General features: G+C 71.5%; 13 protein-coding genes and 1 pseudogene. 5 read left to right on the top strand and 9 right to left on the bottom strand.

What is annotated here, in order from left to right:
- Positions 1-168 precede the first annotated feature (168 nt).
- Together BFV98_RS19480 and BFV98_RS19475 are read left to right on the top strand one after the other, a co-directional pair.
- Positions 169-1,482 carry a PLP-dependent aminotransferase family protein gene (locus BFV98_RS19480; protein WP_013477530.1) on the top strand — a complete coding sequence of 438 codons (1,314 nt, stop codon included), beginning with the start codon at positions 169-171 and terminating at the stop codon, positions 1,480-1,482.
- 7 nt (positions 1,483-1,489) lie between these two features.
- Entirely contained in the window at positions 1,490-2,485 is a 996-nt protein-coding gene (locus tag BFV98_RS19475; RefSeq protein WP_013477531.1) for a D-alanine--D-alanine ligase, read from the top strand.
- A gap of 2 nt (positions 2,486-2,487) precedes the next feature.
- Here BFV98_RS19475 and BFV98_RS19470 read toward each other — a convergent pair whose 3' ends face one another.
- Entirely contained in the window at positions 2,488-3,366 is an 879-nt protein-coding gene (locus tag BFV98_RS19470) for a hypothetical protein (RefSeq protein WP_071097343.1), read from the bottom strand.
- A 497-nt stretch (positions 3,367-3,863) separates the two neighbouring features.
- On the opposite strand from BFV98_RS19470, the gene BFV98_RS31975 reads away from it, so the two are divergent.
- A complete protein-coding gene (locus BFV98_RS31975) occupies positions 3,864-4,157 on the top strand; it encodes a hypothetical protein (RefSeq protein WP_176921709.1) in 294 nt (97 codons plus the stop codon).
- Positions 4,158-4,603: 446 nt separating this feature from the next.
- Positions 4,604-5,576 (top strand): annotated as a pseudogene (locus tag BFV98_RS19465) (IS481 family transposase).
- 782 nt (positions 5,577-6,358) lie between these two features.
- On the opposite strand, the gene BFV98_RS19460 reads toward BFV98_RS19465, so the two are convergent.
- From BFV98_RS19460 to rpmH, 8 genes are all read right to left on the bottom strand, one after another.
- Positions 6,359-7,399 carry a ParB/RepB/Spo0J family partition protein gene (locus BFV98_RS19460; RefSeq protein WP_071097341.1) on the bottom strand — a complete coding sequence of 347 codons (1,041 nt, stop codon included), beginning with the start codon at positions 7,397-7,399 and terminating at the stop codon, positions 6,359-6,361.
- A 27-nt stretch (positions 7,400-7,426) separates the two neighbouring features.
- Positions 7,427-8,764, bottom strand: a complete 1,338-nt coding sequence (locus BFV98_RS33005) for a ParA family protein (RefSeq protein WP_083395300.1) — start codon at positions 8,762-8,764, stop codon at positions 7,427-7,429.
- A 245-nt stretch (positions 8,765-9,009) separates the two neighbouring features.
- A complete protein-coding gene (rsmG, locus tag BFV98_RS19450; RefSeq protein WP_369830085.1) occupies positions 9,010-9,762 on the bottom strand; it encodes a 16S rRNA (guanine(527)-N(7))-methyltransferase RsmG in 753 nt (250 codons plus the stop codon).
- 341 nt (positions 9,763-10,103) lie between these two features.
- Entirely contained in the window at positions 10,104-10,694 is a 591-nt protein-coding gene (locus BFV98_RS19445; RefSeq protein ID WP_013289385.1) for a R3H domain-containing nucleic acid-binding protein, read from the bottom strand.
- A gap of 210 nt (positions 10,695-10,904) precedes the next feature.
- Positions 10,905-11,906, bottom strand: coding sequence for a membrane protein insertase YidC (gene yidC / locus BFV98_RS19440; protein WP_013289386.1), 1,002 nt, complete (start codon positions 11,904-11,906; stop codon positions 10,905-10,907).
- On the bottom strand, positions 11,907-12,146 hold the full coding sequence (gene yidD / locus BFV98_RS31555; protein ID WP_013477538.1) for a membrane protein insertion efficiency factor YidD: 240 nt from the start codon (positions 12,144-12,146) through the stop codon (positions 11,907-11,909). It lies immediately after the preceding gene.
- Between the two features lie 41 nt (positions 12,147-12,187).
- On the bottom strand, positions 12,188-12,601 hold the full coding sequence (gene rnpA / locus BFV98_RS19435; protein ID WP_030269559.1) for a ribonuclease P protein component: 414 nt from the start codon (positions 12,599-12,601) through the stop codon (positions 12,188-12,190).
- A gap of 34 nt (positions 12,602-12,635) precedes the next feature.
- Positions 12,636-12,773 carry a 50S ribosomal protein L34 gene (gene rpmH / locus BFV98_RS19430; protein WP_013289388.1) on the bottom strand — a complete coding sequence of 46 codons (138 nt, stop codon included), beginning with the start codon at positions 12,771-12,773 and terminating at the stop codon, positions 12,636-12,638.
- A 576-nt stretch (positions 12,774-13,349) separates the two neighbouring features.
- Here rpmH and dnaA point away from each other — a divergent pair.
- Complete coding sequence (dnaA, locus tag BFV98_RS19425) at positions 13,350-15,179, top strand: chromosomal replication initiator protein DnaA (protein ID WP_071097337.1); 1,830 nt, start codon at positions 13,350-13,352, stop codon at positions 15,177-15,179.
- Positions 15,180-15,759: the final 580 nt, after the last annotated feature.

Genomic DNA, 15,759 nt, shown 5'->3' with positions numbered 1-15,759 from the left:
CCGGACGGCCGACGGCGGGTCCGGGATGTGGACGTGTCCACACGGCCGGTGCCGCGACCGTCACCGGGGACTACGATCGACCAACCGGCCCCCGCCGCCAATGGATGTCGGCATCGCGGGTACCACACCGGGCGGCAGCCCCGCCGACACCCGATCGAGGTGATGTCCATGACCGGCACGACGCTCGACGACTACACCGACCGGTACGCCCGGCGCGTCCGCGGAATGACCGCCTCGGAGATCCGGGCACTCTTCGCGGTGGCCAGCCGGCCGGAGGTCGTCTCGCTCGCCGGTGGGGCCCCCTACATCGCGGCGCTGCCGCTGGACGCGGTCGGCGAGATGCTCGGCCGGCTCGGCTCCGAGCACGGCGCCACCACCCTCCAGTACGGCATCGGCCAGGGCACCCCGGAGCTGCGCGAGCGGATCTGCGAGGTGATGTCCCTGTCCGGGATCGACGCCTCCTGCGGTGCCTCACCGGAGGACGTGGTGGTCACGGTCGGCGGCCAGCAGGCCCTCGACCTGGTCGCTCGTCTCTTCCTGGACCCGGGTGACGTGGTGCTCGCCGAGGGCCCGACGTACGTCGGCGCGCTCGGGGTGTTCCAGGCCGCCCAGGCCCAGGTGGCCCACGTGCCGATGGACGACGAGGGGCTCATCCCGGAGGCGCTGGAGACGGCCATCGCCGACCTGGCCCGAGCAGGCCGGCGGGTGAAGTTCCTCTACACCATCCCCACCTACCAGAACCCCGCCGGTGTGACGCTGAGCGAGGAGCGGCGCGAACGGGTGCTCGACATCTGCGAGCGCGCCGGGCTGCTCGTGGTGGAGGACGACCCGTACGGTCAGCTCGGTTTCGAGGGTGAGGCGCCCAGGCCCCTGCGGGCCCGGCGGCGCGACGGGGTCTTCTACCTGAGCACGTTCTCCAAGACGTTCGCGCCGGGCCTGCGGGTGGGCTGGATCCTGGCCCCGCACGCGGTCCGCGACAAGCTGGTCATCGCCAGCGAGGCACAGATCCTCTGCCCGAGCGCCTACGCGCAGTCGGCCGTCTCGACGTACCTCGGCACCATGCCCTGGCGGCAGCAGCTCAAGGTCTACCGCGAGGTCTACCGCGAGCGCCGGGACGCGTTGCTCGACGCGATGGCCGACCTGATGCCGGAGGGCACCACCTGGACCACACCGCGGGGCGGCCTGTTCGTCTGGGCGACGCTGCCCGACGGGCTCGACTCCAAGGCGATGATGCCGCGCGCCGTGGCCGCCCGCGTCGCGTACGTGCCGGGGACCGGCTTCTACGCCGACGGCACCGGCACCGGGAACATGCGGCTCAACTTCTCCTTCCCGACGCCGGAGCGGATCCGCGAAGGCGTCCGCCGGCTCGCCGGGGTGATGGAGCAGGAGATCGCCATGCGCAAGGTCTTCGGCGCGGTCGGCGGCGCCGGACCCCGCCGTCGCCAGGGCGGCTCGGACGCGCCCGGTCCCGACTTGGCATGATGCCCGCATGTCCGACAGCCCCGCCGCACCGCCTCCCGTGACCGGATCCGCCGCCGACGAGCTGCACGTGCTCGTGCTCGCGGGCGGCCTCTCCTACGAACGGGACGTCTCACTGCGGTCGGGCCGCCGGGTGCTCGACGCGCTGCGGGCCGTCGGCGTCGACGCGGAACTGCGCGACGCCGACGTGGCGTTGCTGCCCGCCCTGACCGCCGACCCGCCGGACGCCGTGGTGATCGCCCTGCACGGCGCCACCGGCGAGGACGGCTCGCTGCGCGGCGTACTCGACCTCTGGGACGTGCCCTACGTCGGCTGCGACGCCCGGTCGTCCCGCCTCGCCTGGGACAAGCCGTCCGCCAAGGCGGTGCTGCGCGAGGCGGGTATCCCCACACCCGACTGGGTGGCGCTGCCGCACGACCGTTTCTCCGAGCTGGGCGCGGTGGCCGTCCTGGACCGGATCGTCGACCGCCTCGGGCTGCCGCTGATGGTCAAGCCCGCGCAGGGCGGTTCCGGACTGGGCGCCGCCGTGGTCCGGGAGGCGGCGTCGCTGCCGGCCGCGATGGTGGGTTGTTTCGCGTACGACCAGACCGCGCTCGTGGAGCGCTACGTCCCCGGGATGGACGTGGCGGTCTCCGTGCTCGACCTCGGCAAGGGCCCGCAGGCCCTGCCCCCGGTCGAGATCGTGCCGCGCAACGGCGTCTACGACTACGCGGCCCGCTACACCGCCGGGCGCACCACCTGGCACGCGCCGGCCCGGCTCGACGCCGCGACGACCGCCCGGGTGACCGAGGTGGCGCTCGCCGCGCACACCGCGCTCGGGCTGCGCGACGTGTCCCGGGTCGACCTGATCGTCGACGCCGGAGGCGACCCGCACGTGCTGGAGGTCAACGTCTCACCGGGCATGACCGAGACGTCGCTCCTCCCGCTGGCGATCCAGGCCGCCGGGCTGGACTTCGGCCGGGTCCTCGGCACGCTCGTGACCCGGGCCGCCGCACGGCGTCGCTGACCTCAGCTCTCCCGGGTACGCGCTGCGTCCGGCCGGTCGTCCGCGGCGTCGTCCGGCCCGGCGTCGTCCGGCCCGGCCTCGTCCTCGTCTTCGCTGTCCGGGGCGCTGTCCCCTGCGTGTTCCGGCGCCGGGCCGGCCTGCGGTGCCGGGTCGGGCTCCGACGGGCCCGCCGAGGGGTCTGAGAGGCCCGCTGCCGCGTCGGACTCGGGGATCTCGTCCGCTGCCTCGATCACCGACACGGCCTCGTCCTCGGGCTCCTCAGCGGCGTTCGCGGGCGAGGTCGGGGAGAGACTCGACGGCGCCTGCCAGTGGATGCGCGGCGGCTCGGCCAACGGACGGCCGCCGAACTCGGCGAGCCACGCGGCCACCATGGCGAGGTTCTCCCGCCACTTCTCCTCGGAGATCGGGGGCAGGATCGAGTCCCACAGCGACAGGAACGTGCCCCGCAGTTGCAGTCGCCCGTACGGCCGGGCCAGGAACCACAGGTGCAGGTGCGCCGAGCCGTCGCCCCACCGGTTCACGTGGACGCGGGCCACCCCGTCGAGCGAGCGGACGGCCCGCTCCAGGCGGACGGTCATCACGCCCAGTTCGGCGGCGAGCAGGTTCGGCAGGTCGCCCAGATCCAGGTGGGAACGGGACTCCAGGATCAGGACCATCGGCAGGCCGGTGGGCCGGTCCATGGCGCGGACGCGCCACCGCTCACCGACCCAGATGTACGCCTCGTCGGGCGCGTTGCAGGCGGTGCACTCCCGGTCCGCCTCGCCGCGGCGGGGAGGTTCGAACGGTACGGGCTCGTCAAGTTGCTTGACGCGGAGATCGCCCTCGAAGGGGAAGGACGGCCACTGGGTGAAGTCGGGAACTGAGGGAGGGGTGTCCGGCACGACGCTGACCCTAACCGAGTTGGCGACGCCTGTCCCTACCTGTTCCACTGGCCGCCCACCGGTTGTCCACCGCGTTGTCCACAGGCTGCCGAGATCACCAGCACAGCGCGTCATGCACTGCTCAGCAAGGGTTTCCTCGCTTTGTTTCACGTGAAACGGGGAGTGCCTGTGGACAACCGCTGTGGATAACTCGGGGTGCGTCTGGGCCCGTTCTTCCAACGATCCGGTGAACGATCCGCACCGGGTGCTGACGGCTTCTTCTCGTGCGTGTTTCACGTGAAACGGCGGACGCGTCGGCCCGCATCTCGGCGCGGTCGCTCGGCTCGCTGGCGTCGACTGACCTTGTTCCGTGACTGCATCCTCGGCGGGTACGGCAGATCGAACGAGGCGCCTCCGGGCGACGGCGACAGAGGAGTCGCGAGGCGAGCCCCCCGGCTGTTCGTTGGGAGCGGGCCGGGCCGCGCGGATACCGAGCCGCGCCGACCACCGCTCGGCTTATGGCCGGCACCGCGCCGCATCGCTTGCACCCGGCACAGCCGGGACTCGATCGGATGAGCGTCGGGTCCGTCGCCGCGTTTCACGTGAAACAGCAGGCGCGTCTGAGCCGACAGGACGATCCCGAGCTGGCCGCACGGGCCTCGGGTTTGTCGGGCCTCGGGTTTGCCGCTCGATCGCTGATCGGGCTCGCCACCGCCCTGGAGGCGTGCGACCACCCGGCCGCCCCGGAGAGCGATGCCGGGTCATCGACGGCGGCGCGAACGAGTCAGCATCATCCGGCCCAGGGATGCTGAGCCGGGCCGCACAGCTCGGCCCGCTGGCCGGGCTCCTCGCGACAGGCGCTCCCGACTCGGCGCTCCCGGCTCGGCCGCTCGCCGGTTCGACACTCCCCGGTTCGGCAGTGTTCGGTTCGGCACTGCTCGGCTCAGCGACCCTCGCTCAGGTGCTCCCCGGTTCGGCGGGGCGCGGCTCAATGCGCCTGGATCGCTCACAGGCGCTGCGGCGGCGTGCCCTACGCGGGCGCCCGGATGATCGGATAGGGGGTCGGCAGGACGGCTCTTGCGCGGTCGTCACGGCCGGGTGTGCTCAACCCTCTGGCCCGTCAGCATGGTCATCCTCCGATCGCCCTTGCCCTAGCTGTAATGCCCATGAGGGTTGTTGACGGCGTGGCGGCTTGAGACGAGGCGAGACCTCCGGCGAGGTGTGAGGTGCTGACGCCCACACGGAACCGGAGGTCTCCATGGCCCACCGTAATGCCCGGCTGACCATCCACGGCCGGCGGCTGCTCATCACGCGTGTCGTTGACCAGGGTCGGCCGGTGGCCCACGTCGTGAAGGAACTGGGCTGTTCTCGGGCCACCGGCTACAAGTGGCTACAGCGGTGGCGGGCCGAGGGCGACGCTGGTCTGCGGGATCGATCCAGCCGGGCTCACCACCAGCCGCACAAGACGCCCGCCCAGTTGGAGGCGCGGGTCTGCCAACTGCGCCAGGAACGCAAACTCGGGGCTCGCCGGCTCGGACCGTTGCTCGGGATGCCGGCCTCGACGGTGCACGCCGTTCTGACGCGGCACGGTCTACACCGCCTGGCCTGGCTCGACCGGCCCACCGGTCAGCTCATCCGCCGCTACGAGCGCGACCGGCCCGGCGAGCTGATCCACGTCGACGTCAAGAAACTCGGCCGGGTTCGCGACGGCGGCGGCTGGCGCATCTTGGGCCGCGACAGCCTGGAACACCGCCGTGCCCGCACCGCCGGGCGTGTCGGCTTCGACTACGTGCACTGCGCCATCGACGACCACACCCGTCTCGCCTACGCCGAGATCCACCCCGACGAGAAGACCGACACCTGTGCCGGCTTCCTCCGCCGCGCCGCCGAGCACTTCGCCACCCACGGAATCACCCGCGTCGAACGCGTCATGACCGACAACGCATTGGCCTACCGCCGCGACCGAGCCTGGCACCAAGGCCGTGACCGACCTCGGTGCCACCGCCCGCTTCACCCGCCGCTACCGACCACAGACCAACGGCAAAGCCGAACGCTTCAACCGCACCCTGTGCGACGAATGGCCATACGCCCAACCCTTCACCAACAACCAGCAACGCGCTGACGCTCTACCCGCCTGGCTGCACACCTACAACCACCACCGCAACCACACCTCGCTCGGCGGCAAACCACCCATCAGCCGCGTCAACAACCCTCATGGGCATTACACCTAGCTCAGGGCTTGCCGCCCGGGACAGTCGGCACGCCGGTCCGGGGCACGCCGCGGCACGCTGGCCCGGGCAGGGCGGCTCGGCAGCCCGGCAGCCCGACGGCTCGGCAGCCCGGCAGCCCGACGGCTCGGCAGCCCGGCAGCCCGACGGCCCGGCAGCCCGGCGGCCCGAATGGCTTTCCGGCGGAGAACCGGTTCGCGTGCGTGCGATCGGTGGGCGGCACCAGCCGGCGGCTAGACGGGTGCGTCACGCGGAACGAGCGGGTCACCAAGCAACGGATTCCGTCTGAGCCGTCGCCGCCAGCCCTCCTGCCAGACTCAGCGGAGTGGGCGCGGACCGACTCGTCAACGCCGAACGGCGGCTCTTTCGGAACCTTTGCGCACTCGGCCCTCGCGTACTCAGCCCTTCAGCGCTCGGACGCGCGGCCTGCCGCCGATCAGTAACGCGGATAGCAGATTCACCGCCACCACCCAGTCACCTGCCCCCGTTTCACGTGAAACGACGGGCAAGGCACGACAGCCCAACAGCCGGTGCGATCCAGGATGCTCCCGCTTCGACCGCATCAGCGCGGAAGGACGCTAGGGCATCGGTGAGCACCATCGGCACCAGACGGCCCAGCCCTTCGTCGGAGACGGCATCGGCTTCGGAGGGGCCGGTCCCCGTCGACCGAGCAGCCGTGACCCAACGAACCGCCATGCCCGACGAACGGCACCGAACCGACCCGGACACAGATCCGGCCGCATCCCCTCGTCGGGATGCGGCCGGATCGACACCGGAGAAAAGGGCTACGCCTCGGGCTGCCCGTCCTCGCCCACGCCGATGATGCCGACGATCCGCTCCAGGTCGTCGACGGTGGCGAACTCGATCGTGATCTTGCCCTTGCTGCGGCCGATGTCGACCTTCACCCGGGTGTCGAATCGGTCCGACAGCCGGTCTGCGAGATCGGTGAGCGCCGGGGCGTGCGGCTTCGGCCGGCGCTTGGCGGCGGCCGACTTCGCCGGCTCCTCGGCGAGTGCCAGGTGCACCAGTTCCTCGGCGCCGCGGACCGTGATGCCCTCGCGAACGATCCGCTCGGCAAGTGCCTCCTGCGCCTCGGCGTTGTCCAGGCTGAGCAGTGCCCGGGCGTGGCCGGCGGAGAGGACACCGGCGGCGACCCGGCGCTGCACGGCGGGTGGCAGGTTCATCAGCCTGATGGTGTTGGAGATCTGCGGGCGGCTGCGGCCGATCCGCCGGGCCAGTTCCTCGTGCGTGGCACCGAACTCCTCAAGGAGTTGCTGGTACGCCGCCGCCTCTTCGAGCGGGTTGAGGTTGGCGCGGTGGATGTTCTCCAGGAGCGCGTCCCGGAGCATCGCGTCGTCCTTGGTGTCCCGGACGATGGCGGGGATGGTCTCCCGGCCGACCGCCTGGGCGGCACGCCAGCGCCGCTCACCCATCACGAGTTCGAACTTCTCGGGGTCGAGCTGGCGGACCACGATCGGCTGGAGGAAGCCGACCTCCTGGATCGAGGTCTTCAGTTCCTCCAGCGCCTCCTCGTCGAAGACGTGCCGGGGCTGCTTCGGGTTCGGCACGATCGCGTCGACCGGGATCTCCGCGAAGCGGGCGCCGGGCACCGGGCTCAGCTGGGGCTCGGGCTCGACGGCCGGAGGCGGGGTACCCCCGACGCCGCCGGTGATGGCGGCGGTCGCGCCGGCGACCGGAGTCGACGGCGACGCGGCAGAGGCCGACGATTCCGGTTCGGTGGCAGCCGGTTCGGCGCCCGGTACCGGTCCGGTGGGGATGAGGGCGCCGAGCCCTCGGCCCAGTCCGCCGCGGGGACGGTTCTTCATGCGACGCCTCCCAGCGACATCTCCGCACTACGCATTCCGGCTCACCGGCTCCTTGACGCCTCGCTCCGCGATCTCCTGGGCGGCCTCGAAGTAACTCGTGGCCCCCCGCGAACCGGGATCGTAGGTCATCACCGACTGGCCGTAGCTCGGTGCCTCGGAGACACGCACGTTGCGGGGGATGACGGCCTGGAGCACCTTGTCGCCGAAGTGGTTCCGGACGTCCTGCTCCACCGCGTCGGCCAGCCGGGTACGCCTGTCGTACATGGTGAGCAGGATCGTGGAGACCTCGAGCTTCGGGTTGAGGTGCTGACGAACCAGGTTGATGTTGTTGATCAGCTGGTTGAGGCCCTCCAGCGCGTAGTACTCACACTGGATCGGGATCAGCACCTCTTGCGCGGCCACGAGCGCGTTGACCGTGAGCAGGCCAAGCGACGGCGGACAGTCTATGAAGACGTAGTCGAAGTGGCCCGGGTACGCGGCGATGGCCCGCGCCAGGCGCGACTCCCGGGCCACCACGGAGACCAGCTCGATCTCGGCGCCGGCCAGGTCGATCGTGGCCGGCACGCACCACAGGTTCGGGATGCCCTCGACCGCCTGGGCCACCTCCTCCAGCGGCACACTGTCGATCAGGCAGTCGTACACGTCGGGCACGCCCGTGTGGTGCGGCACGTTAAGACCGGTGGAGGCGTTGCCCTGGGGATCAAGGTCGACCACGAGCACCCGGTTGCCGTGCAGCGCGAGCGCCACTGCGAGGTTCACGGTGGTGGTCGTCTTACCCACGCCGCCCTTCTGGTTGGCGACGCACATCACCCGGGTCCGGTCGGGGCGCGGCATGGTGACCTCGCCACTGGGATTCAGGATCTGCACGGCGCGCATCGCCTCCATAGCCAACGGTGGATCATCCTCTTCGCGCGTCGGGGTTTCACGTGAAACGTACGTGCTGGCGTCTACCTCGTCCCCGTACCCGTCCGCTTGTGGCGTGTCGGACGGCGCCACCGTGACCTCGGGGACGGCCTGGAACGGCACGGCCGAGACGGGCGGCTGGGGTTCGTAGCGGGTGGGTACCGCGGCGTTCGCCCGCACCACGGGCGGGCGCGGAGTCGGTGCGTTCACCGGACCGTCGGCCGGGTCGAGCGGGTCGCGGGCCGGCGGTACGTTCGCCGGCACGGACGACACGGGCCGCACGGGCCCGCCGGCCGACGGCTCCCGTCGCTTGGACGGCTGAGCCGGGTACGGGGAGGACGGTTCGCCGGACTCGTTCACCGTCCACTCCTGGCAGTTGGTTTCACGTGAAACGGGGTCGGCGGAGGGCTCGCCTCCTGGTCCGGTCAACCGTGGATCGTCGTACCTGCCGTCGTCATGCACCTGTCATCCCTACCCGCTCCGGATGGTCGGTCCGCACCCGTCGAATCGCGTCCGCGCCTCGCACGGCGCCGTCGGTTCGGCGGGAACCATCGGGTTCGGGTGCCGCCCGGCACCGCCGTTCCACACTATCGACGCGCGGTCAGCCTACGGCCGACGGGCGCGGTGGGTCCATGTCGGGTTGCGATCGATCGCGTCACGCCCACCGGTCCAACGACCGGACCGGGCGTGCGGAATGGCGTACCGGCTCAGCGGTCGCCGCGGCGGCGACCGCCACGCGACCGCTTCGGCTTCTTCGGACGGCGCGGGTTGACCACGCGCTCCCGCACCACCTCGACCACAGTCGCCGGGGGGTCGATCACCCCTTCGCCGCAGCGGTGCAGTTCCGGGGTCGCGCCGCCGAGGCGGATCACGGCCTCGGCGTGCTCGGTGATCTCGTCGGCCGCCGAGGCGCCCTTGAGCGCGACCAGCCGCCCGCCGGAAGCCACGAGCGGCAGACACCAGGAGGCGAGCCGGTCCAGCGGCGCCACCGCGCGGGCGGTCACGATGTCGGCGCTCAGCGGCTCCCGGTCACGCGAGCCGGCCGCCGCCTCCTCGGCCCGCCCACGGAACACACGGACGTCCCGGGTCAGGCCGAGACGCTGTACCGCCTCGATCAGGAAGGCGGTCCGCCGGGCCAGCGGCTCGACGAGCGTCACGGTGAGGTCGGGACGCGCGATCGCCAGCACCAGACCGGGCAGCCCGGCACCGGAGCCGACGTCGATCACGCTGGCGCCCTCCGGGATCCGCTCCGCCACCACCGCACAGTTGAGCAGGTGCCGCTCCCAGAGGCGCGGCGTCTCGCGGGGGCCGATCAGGCCACGGACCACGCCGTCGGTGGCGAGCAGTTCGGCGTACGCGGCGGCCAGGTCGAGCCGGTCACCGAACAACGCGCGGGCGGCCTCCGCCAACTCGGGCGGCAGCGTCGCCGTCGCCGGGTCGGGGGCGTCGCCACCGTCCACGAGGGACGGTGCGTCCGCCGACGGCTCCGCGAAGACCGGGTCGGCCACCGCGGCCGGGTCGGCCGGCGTCACGTCCGCCGCCTGCTCGCCGGAGAAGGCGGGTGTCACGTCCACCGCCGGGTCGGCGGGCTCGATCCCGGTCACCACCGCCGGCTCGCCGGAGAAGGCGGGCTCGCCGGGGTCGGTCACGGCCCTTCCCGGGTACGCCGGGTCGGCCGGCCCGTCGTCATCGGAGAAGACCGGGTCGACTGTGTTGTCGGGGCGCACAGCCGACGGCCCGGGCGGCGTACCGCCCGGGCCGGTCACGGCTCCTGCCGTCGTCTCGTCGGAGATCACGGACCTCAGTCCGCCACCGGCCGGACGACGATGCGGCGGTTGGGCTCGACGCCCTCGGACTCGCTCTCCACCCCGCTCATCGCGTTCACCACGTCGTGCACGCACTTGCGCTCGAACGCGGACATCGGCTCCAGGCGCACCGGCTCGCCGTGCTCCTTGACCTTCTCGACCGCGTTCTTCGCCACGGCGGCCAGTTCCTTGCGCCGGGCGGCCCGGTAGCCGCCGACGTCGAGCAGCAGCCGGCTCGGGGTGCCGGTCTGACGGAACACGGCCAGCCGGGTCAGCTCCTGGAGCGCCTCCAGGGTCGCGCCGCGCTGGCCGACCAGGTTCTGGAGCCGGCCGCCGACGACCTCGACGACGGGGCGGCCGCCGGAGACCAGCTCGTCGATGTCGCCGTCGTAGTCGAGGATGTCCAGCAGTCCCTCGACGTAGTCGGCGGCGATCTCGCTCTGGCGGAACAGGTCGCTGTCGGCCGGGGCCTTCTTCTCCCGGGCCTCGCCAGCGGCGTCCTCGGTCTCGGTGGCGGCGGTAACGGGGGTCTCCTCGTCCAGGGACTGGTCGGCGCTGGGGATGCTGGTCTCGGTCACGGGTCTCATCTCCGTACTCGCTCGGCCGGACCGTCGGGGGTCCGCTGGTCTCCCGGGGCCGGCGGGAGGTTCGCCGGGTGCCCTCGGGCACGTCTGTACGGGCCAGTTTCGCCCGTGTCCGCGCTCCGCGCGGCGATTCCGGCCCGGCGCCGACTCCTCGGATGGCAGCACGCGGCCGGAACGGGCCACCGCCGACGTCGCGACGGTGGCCCTGTGGGCTCAGCCCTGTCGCTTGGCGGGCTTGCTGCCACCCTTCTTCGGGTTGACCGGCTTGGCGCCAGGCTTCGGGCCGGCCACCTTCGGCGCGACGGCCGGAGCCTTCGCCGGCGGCTGGGCCGCCTTGCGGCCGAACAGGCCACCGGCCTTGGCCGGCTGCACGGGGCCCTTGCCGGAGGTGCTCTTGGCGGCGCTGGTGCTCTTCGCGGTCGGCGGCGGCGGGAACTTCCGCAGCACCCACTGCTGCTGGCCGAGCGTGAAGAGGTTGTTGGTGACCCAGTAGATGATCACACCGATCGGGAAGATCGCACCCGAGATCAGCAGCGACAGCGGGATGCCGTAGAGCATCAGCCGCTGCACCATGCGCTGCTGCGGGTCCTCGGCCCACCCGGTCTTGAGGATCATCTGACGGCTGGTCAGGTAGGTGGTGGCGATCATGATGATCACCAGGATGCCGGCGACCACCTTGACCGTGCCGGTGCTCGCTCCGAGCCGGCTCAGCTCGTCAGCGGTGGAGCCGAACTTGCCGGAGATCGGCGCGGTGAACAGCGTCGCGTTGGAGGCGCTGTTGAACTGGTCGACGGTCCAGCCGTACAGGGTCTTGCCCTGGTTGTCAGGGCTGAGGCGGCGCAGCGTGTGGAACAGGCCCAGGAAGACCGGGATCTGGAGGAACATCGGAAGGCAGCCCATGAGCGGGTTGGCCTTTTCCTTCCGATAGAGCTCCATCATCTCCTTCTGGAGCGTCTCCCGGTCACCCTTGTGCTTCTCCTGGAGCTCCTTGACCTTCGGCTGGAGCGCCTGCATGGCACGCTGCGACTTGATCTGCTTGACGAAGACCGGGAACAGGATCACCCGGACCGTCACCACCAGGAAGACGATGGCGAGGATCCAGGCCCAGTTCGTACCGATCACGGCCCCGACCGGAACTCCGATGGCGTCCCAGGCCGAGTGCCAGGTCAGCAGGATCCACGAGATCGCGTAGTAGATCCAGTCGAGACTAAACACTCAGGCTCCAGTCACGTCGGAACGGCGGCGGTCGCCCGGCTCCGGAACCGGGTCGTGTCCACCAGGGTGGAAGGGGTGGCAGCGCGACAGCCGACGGACCGTCAGCCAGGCTCCCCGCAGCGCACCGTGCCGGGACACCGCCTCGACGGCGTAGGCACTGCACGACGGGTAGAACCGGCAGCGGGCCGGCAGTGCCGGACTTATCCACCGACGGTACGCGATGATGGGTGCCAGCAGCATGCGGGCACCGGTTGTGGGCGACGGAGTCGTCGTCGGGCCGGTCACCGCGACCGCCGTCCCCGGGGGGCCCGTGCGGCGGCGATGGCGGCGTCCAGGTCGGCCCCGAGCCGGGCGTACGTCGCGTCGGCGGCCGCAGGCAGCGCGCGTACCACGAGGGTGGTGCCGGCGGGCAGCTCGCCCAGCCGCTCGCGGACCAGATGCCGGAGCCGTCGGCGGACCTTGTTGCGGACCACAGCGCCGCCGACGGCCTTGGACACGACGAAGCCGGCGCGGCTCGGTGCGGAGGTCTCCGCACCGAGGCTTCGCGCCGGCTCCGGCGAGAGTGTCGCGGTGGTGCCGATCGGCTCGGGGAGGGTCAGGTGGACCACGACGGCGCCACGGCCGACGCGTCGGCCACCGCGAACCGCTGCGGCGAAGTCGTTACTGCGCCGCAGTCGTTGCGCGGCGGCCAGCACGACTGCCCACGTCCCCGGACCGGACCTGTCGGCGTCAGGCCGACAGGCGGGCGCGGCCCTTGGAGCGACGGGTCGAGATGATGGCGCGGCCGGCACGGGTGCGCATGCGCAGCCGGAAGCCGTGGGTCTTCGCGCGCCGGCGGTTGTTCGGCTGGTAGGTGCGCTTGCTCACGTCAGGCTCTCCGTTGTCGTACGCCCCGCGCGGCGGATCGCCCGGGGTCGTGTGCTGGTCCAGATCACCTGTCGGTGACCTCCGATCGGCGCTGCCGCGACACGCTCCCCGGCGATGCGGGGTGACAGCCACGGACAGCAAGCATCAATCACCCTAGCAGAGGGCGAGAGAGCAGCCGCTCCAGCCTACGCAGGGGCGCAATGACCGTCAAACGTCACACTCAGGCGTCCGACCTGCGGGCAAGCGCGACCGAAGGGGCGGTTTTCACTGATGTTGCCAAGGTCGTCAGGGTGTCGCCGGTTGATGCTGTGGGGTCCGCGCTGTTAGCGTGCGCGATTGCGGTCGGCGTCGGGGGTCCGGGGTTTGTCGCCGATCGGCAAGACCGGACACGCTGTTGAATCGTTCGGCACGGTGAACCCGCTTCAACGCCTCCCTGGATCGAGGGGGGCAGGTCCGACCCGCGTCCGGTGGGCGGCCACAATCGGTCGGTACACAGGCTGTGGATAACTTGTGGATGACGACCGGTCAGCCGTCCGGGCGGGCGTGAGAAGGAGCAGGCGAGGGGGTGGCACGACGGTGACCGGAGCGACCGACCTTGCCGCGGTGTGGACGGCGACCACCGACGAACTCGCCGACGAGATCATCTCCGCGCAGCAACGGGCGTACCTCCGGCTCACCCGGCTGCGGGCGATCGTCGAGGACACGGCGTTGCTCTCGGTGCCGGACGCCTTCACCCGGGACGTGATCGAGTCCCGGCTCCGCCCGGCCATCACCGAGGCGTTGAGCCGCCGGCTCGGCCGGCCGATCCAGGTGGCCGTCACCGTGCGGGTCTCCGACGACCCGGGCGCCCGCCCGGCCGGCACTGTCTACCGCAGCGGCCCGGAGCCGCTGCCCGAGCACGACGCCGCCGCCCCGCTGCCCGGCTTCGACCAGCCCGGCCCGCCCGCGTCCGCCTTCCCGTCGCCGCGCCCGGAACCCGGGTACGCCGAGGCCGGGTACGCCGAACCGCGCCCGGAGCAGCCGCTCGACGAGCCGGCGCCGCGCCAGCGGACCGCCGACGGCGGCGGCCGCCCGCACCTCATTCCGGCCGGCCGGGACGCGCAGGACACGCTCTTCAGCGCTGCGTTCGCCGAGCCGGTACGCACCGCGCCCGAGCGCCGCGCCTTCGACGAGCGCACCCGCATCGAGCCGCCCGTGCCCGACGCCGGCGGATACGAGCCCCGATACCGGGAGAGTCCGCCCGCCGACCCCGCGCCGATGCGCGGCCTGCCGCGCGACGGCGCCACCGACAACGGCCCCGGCCGGGGTGGCGCCGACCACCACCGTCCGGGCGGCGGCCAGGCCGATCGCAGGCTCCCCGGCGGTACGGAGAGCGGCGGCAACCGGCTCAACCCGAAGTACATGTTCGAGACGTTCGTCATCGGCTCGTCCAACCGGTTCGCGCACGCCGCGAGCGTGGCGGTGGCCGAGTCGCCGGCGAAGGCGTACAACCCGCTGTTCATCTACGGCAGCTCCGGGCTGGGCAAGACCCACCTGCTGCACGCCATCGGGCACTACGCCACGACGCTCGGCAACGCGCGCTCGGTCCGGTACGTCTCGACCGAGGAGTTCACGAACGACTTCATCAACTCGCTGCGCGACGACAAGACGAGCGCGTTCCAGCGCCGCTACCGGGACGTGGACATCCTCCTGATCGACGACATCCAGTTCCTGGAGAACCGGGAGCGGACGCAGGAGGAGTTCTTCCACACCTTCAACACCCTGCACAACGCCAACAAGCAGATCGTGATCACGTCCGACCGCTCGCCGAAGCAGCTGGCGACGCTGGAGGACCGGCTGCGTACGCGGTTCGAGTGGGGCCTGCTCGCCGACATCCAGCCGCCGGACCTCGAGACGCGGATCGCGATCCTGCAGAAGAAGGCGGCACAGGAGCGGCTGTTCGCCCCGCCGGACGTGCTGGAGTTCATCGCGTCCCGGGTGTCGAACTCGATCCGCGAACTGGAGGGGGCGCTGATCCGGGTCACCGCCTTCGCCAGCCTCACCCGATCCTCGGTCGAGCTGTCGCTGGCCGAGGAGGTGCTGCGGGACTTCATCCCGGACGGCGCCGGCCCGGAGATCACCGCGGACCAGATCATGGTGTCCACGGCCGACTACTTCGGCGTGAGCCTGGAGGACCTGCGCGGCCACTCCCGCTCCCGGGTGCTGGTGAACGCGCGTCAGGTGGCCATGTACCTGTGCCGCGAGCTGACCGACCTGTCGCTGCCCCGGATCGGGCAGGCGTTCGGCGGCCGGGACCACACGACGGTGATGCACGCGGACCGCAAGATCCGCCAGCAGATGGCGGAGCGGCGCTCGCTCTACAACCAGATCGCCGAGCTGACGAACCGCATCAAGCAGAACACCTGACCGTCTCTCTCCTCGCGCTGCCTCTTTCCCTCACCGCTCCCGCCGCGGACGTCCCCGCAGATCTTGGAAGCTTGGCGCCCTCATAGGGGCCGTTTCCTACCAAGATCTCGCCAGAGCTGAACGTCACACCTCACGCGTGACCTGAACGCAGCCACGGTCCCCGCCCTCACCGGCCGACCGTTCGCGTCGATCATGAGGTTAGCGGCGACAAACCGGACGCCAGATGCCGCCAACTTCATGATCAACCCGAGCAGGGCTGGGCGGGGCGGGCGGGGCGGGCGGAGTCGCGGGAGGGGTGGGGTGACCAAGGTGACCAATTCGGCGCCGACGCGGCGGGCTCGGGCGGGTGGCAAGTAGCCGACAGCGGGGATCGGTTGACCCTCGACCCGGTGGAGGGCCCAGGATCTGTCGTGTGCTCGTCCACAGCTCGTACCCGTTGTCCACAGGCCCTGTGTCACAGGCAGTGGACAACCACGCTTTGCACCCGGCCGGTTACCCACAGACTGTGGACAACTCCTGGGGACGACGCTGTGGATGCCTGGGGACAACGCAATCGTCATCCCCAGACGACGGTCTGCCT

It is taken from the genome of Micromonospora sp. WMMB235 (genome assembly GCF_001855515.1).
Classification (GTDB): domain Bacteria; phylum Actinomycetota; class Actinomycetes; order Mycobacteriales; family Micromonosporaceae; genus Micromonospora; species Micromonospora aurantiaca.
This window is presented reverse-complemented; position numbering and strand designations above follow the sequence as displayed.

What these genes read in the sequence shown, in the direction of transcription:
- BFV98_RS19480 (WP_013477530.1), top strand. Translation starts at nt 169, where the DNA reads ATGACCGGCACGACGCTCGACGACTACACCGACCGGTACGCCCGGCGC.
- BFV98_RS19475 (WP_013477531.1), top strand. Translation starts at nt 1,490, where the DNA reads ATGTCCGACAGCCCCGCCGCACCGCCTCCCGTGACCGGATCCGCCGCC.
- BFV98_RS31975 (WP_176921709.1), top strand. Translation starts at nt 3,864, where the DNA reads ATGGCCGGCACCGCGCCGCATCGCTTGCACCCGGCACAGCCGGGACTC.
- BFV98_RS19460 (WP_071097341.1), bottom strand. Translation starts at nt 7,399, where the DNA reads ATGAAGAACCGTCCCCGCGGCGGACTGGGCCGAGGGCTCGGCGCCCTC.
- BFV98_RS19445 (WP_013289385.1), bottom strand. Translation starts at nt 10,694, where the DNA reads ATGAGACCCGTGACCGAGACCAGCATCCCCAGCGCCGACCAGTCCCTG.
- yidD (WP_013477538.1), bottom strand. Translation starts at nt 12,146, where the DNA reads ATGCTGCTGGCACCCATCATCGCGTACCGTCGGTGGATAAGTCCGGCA.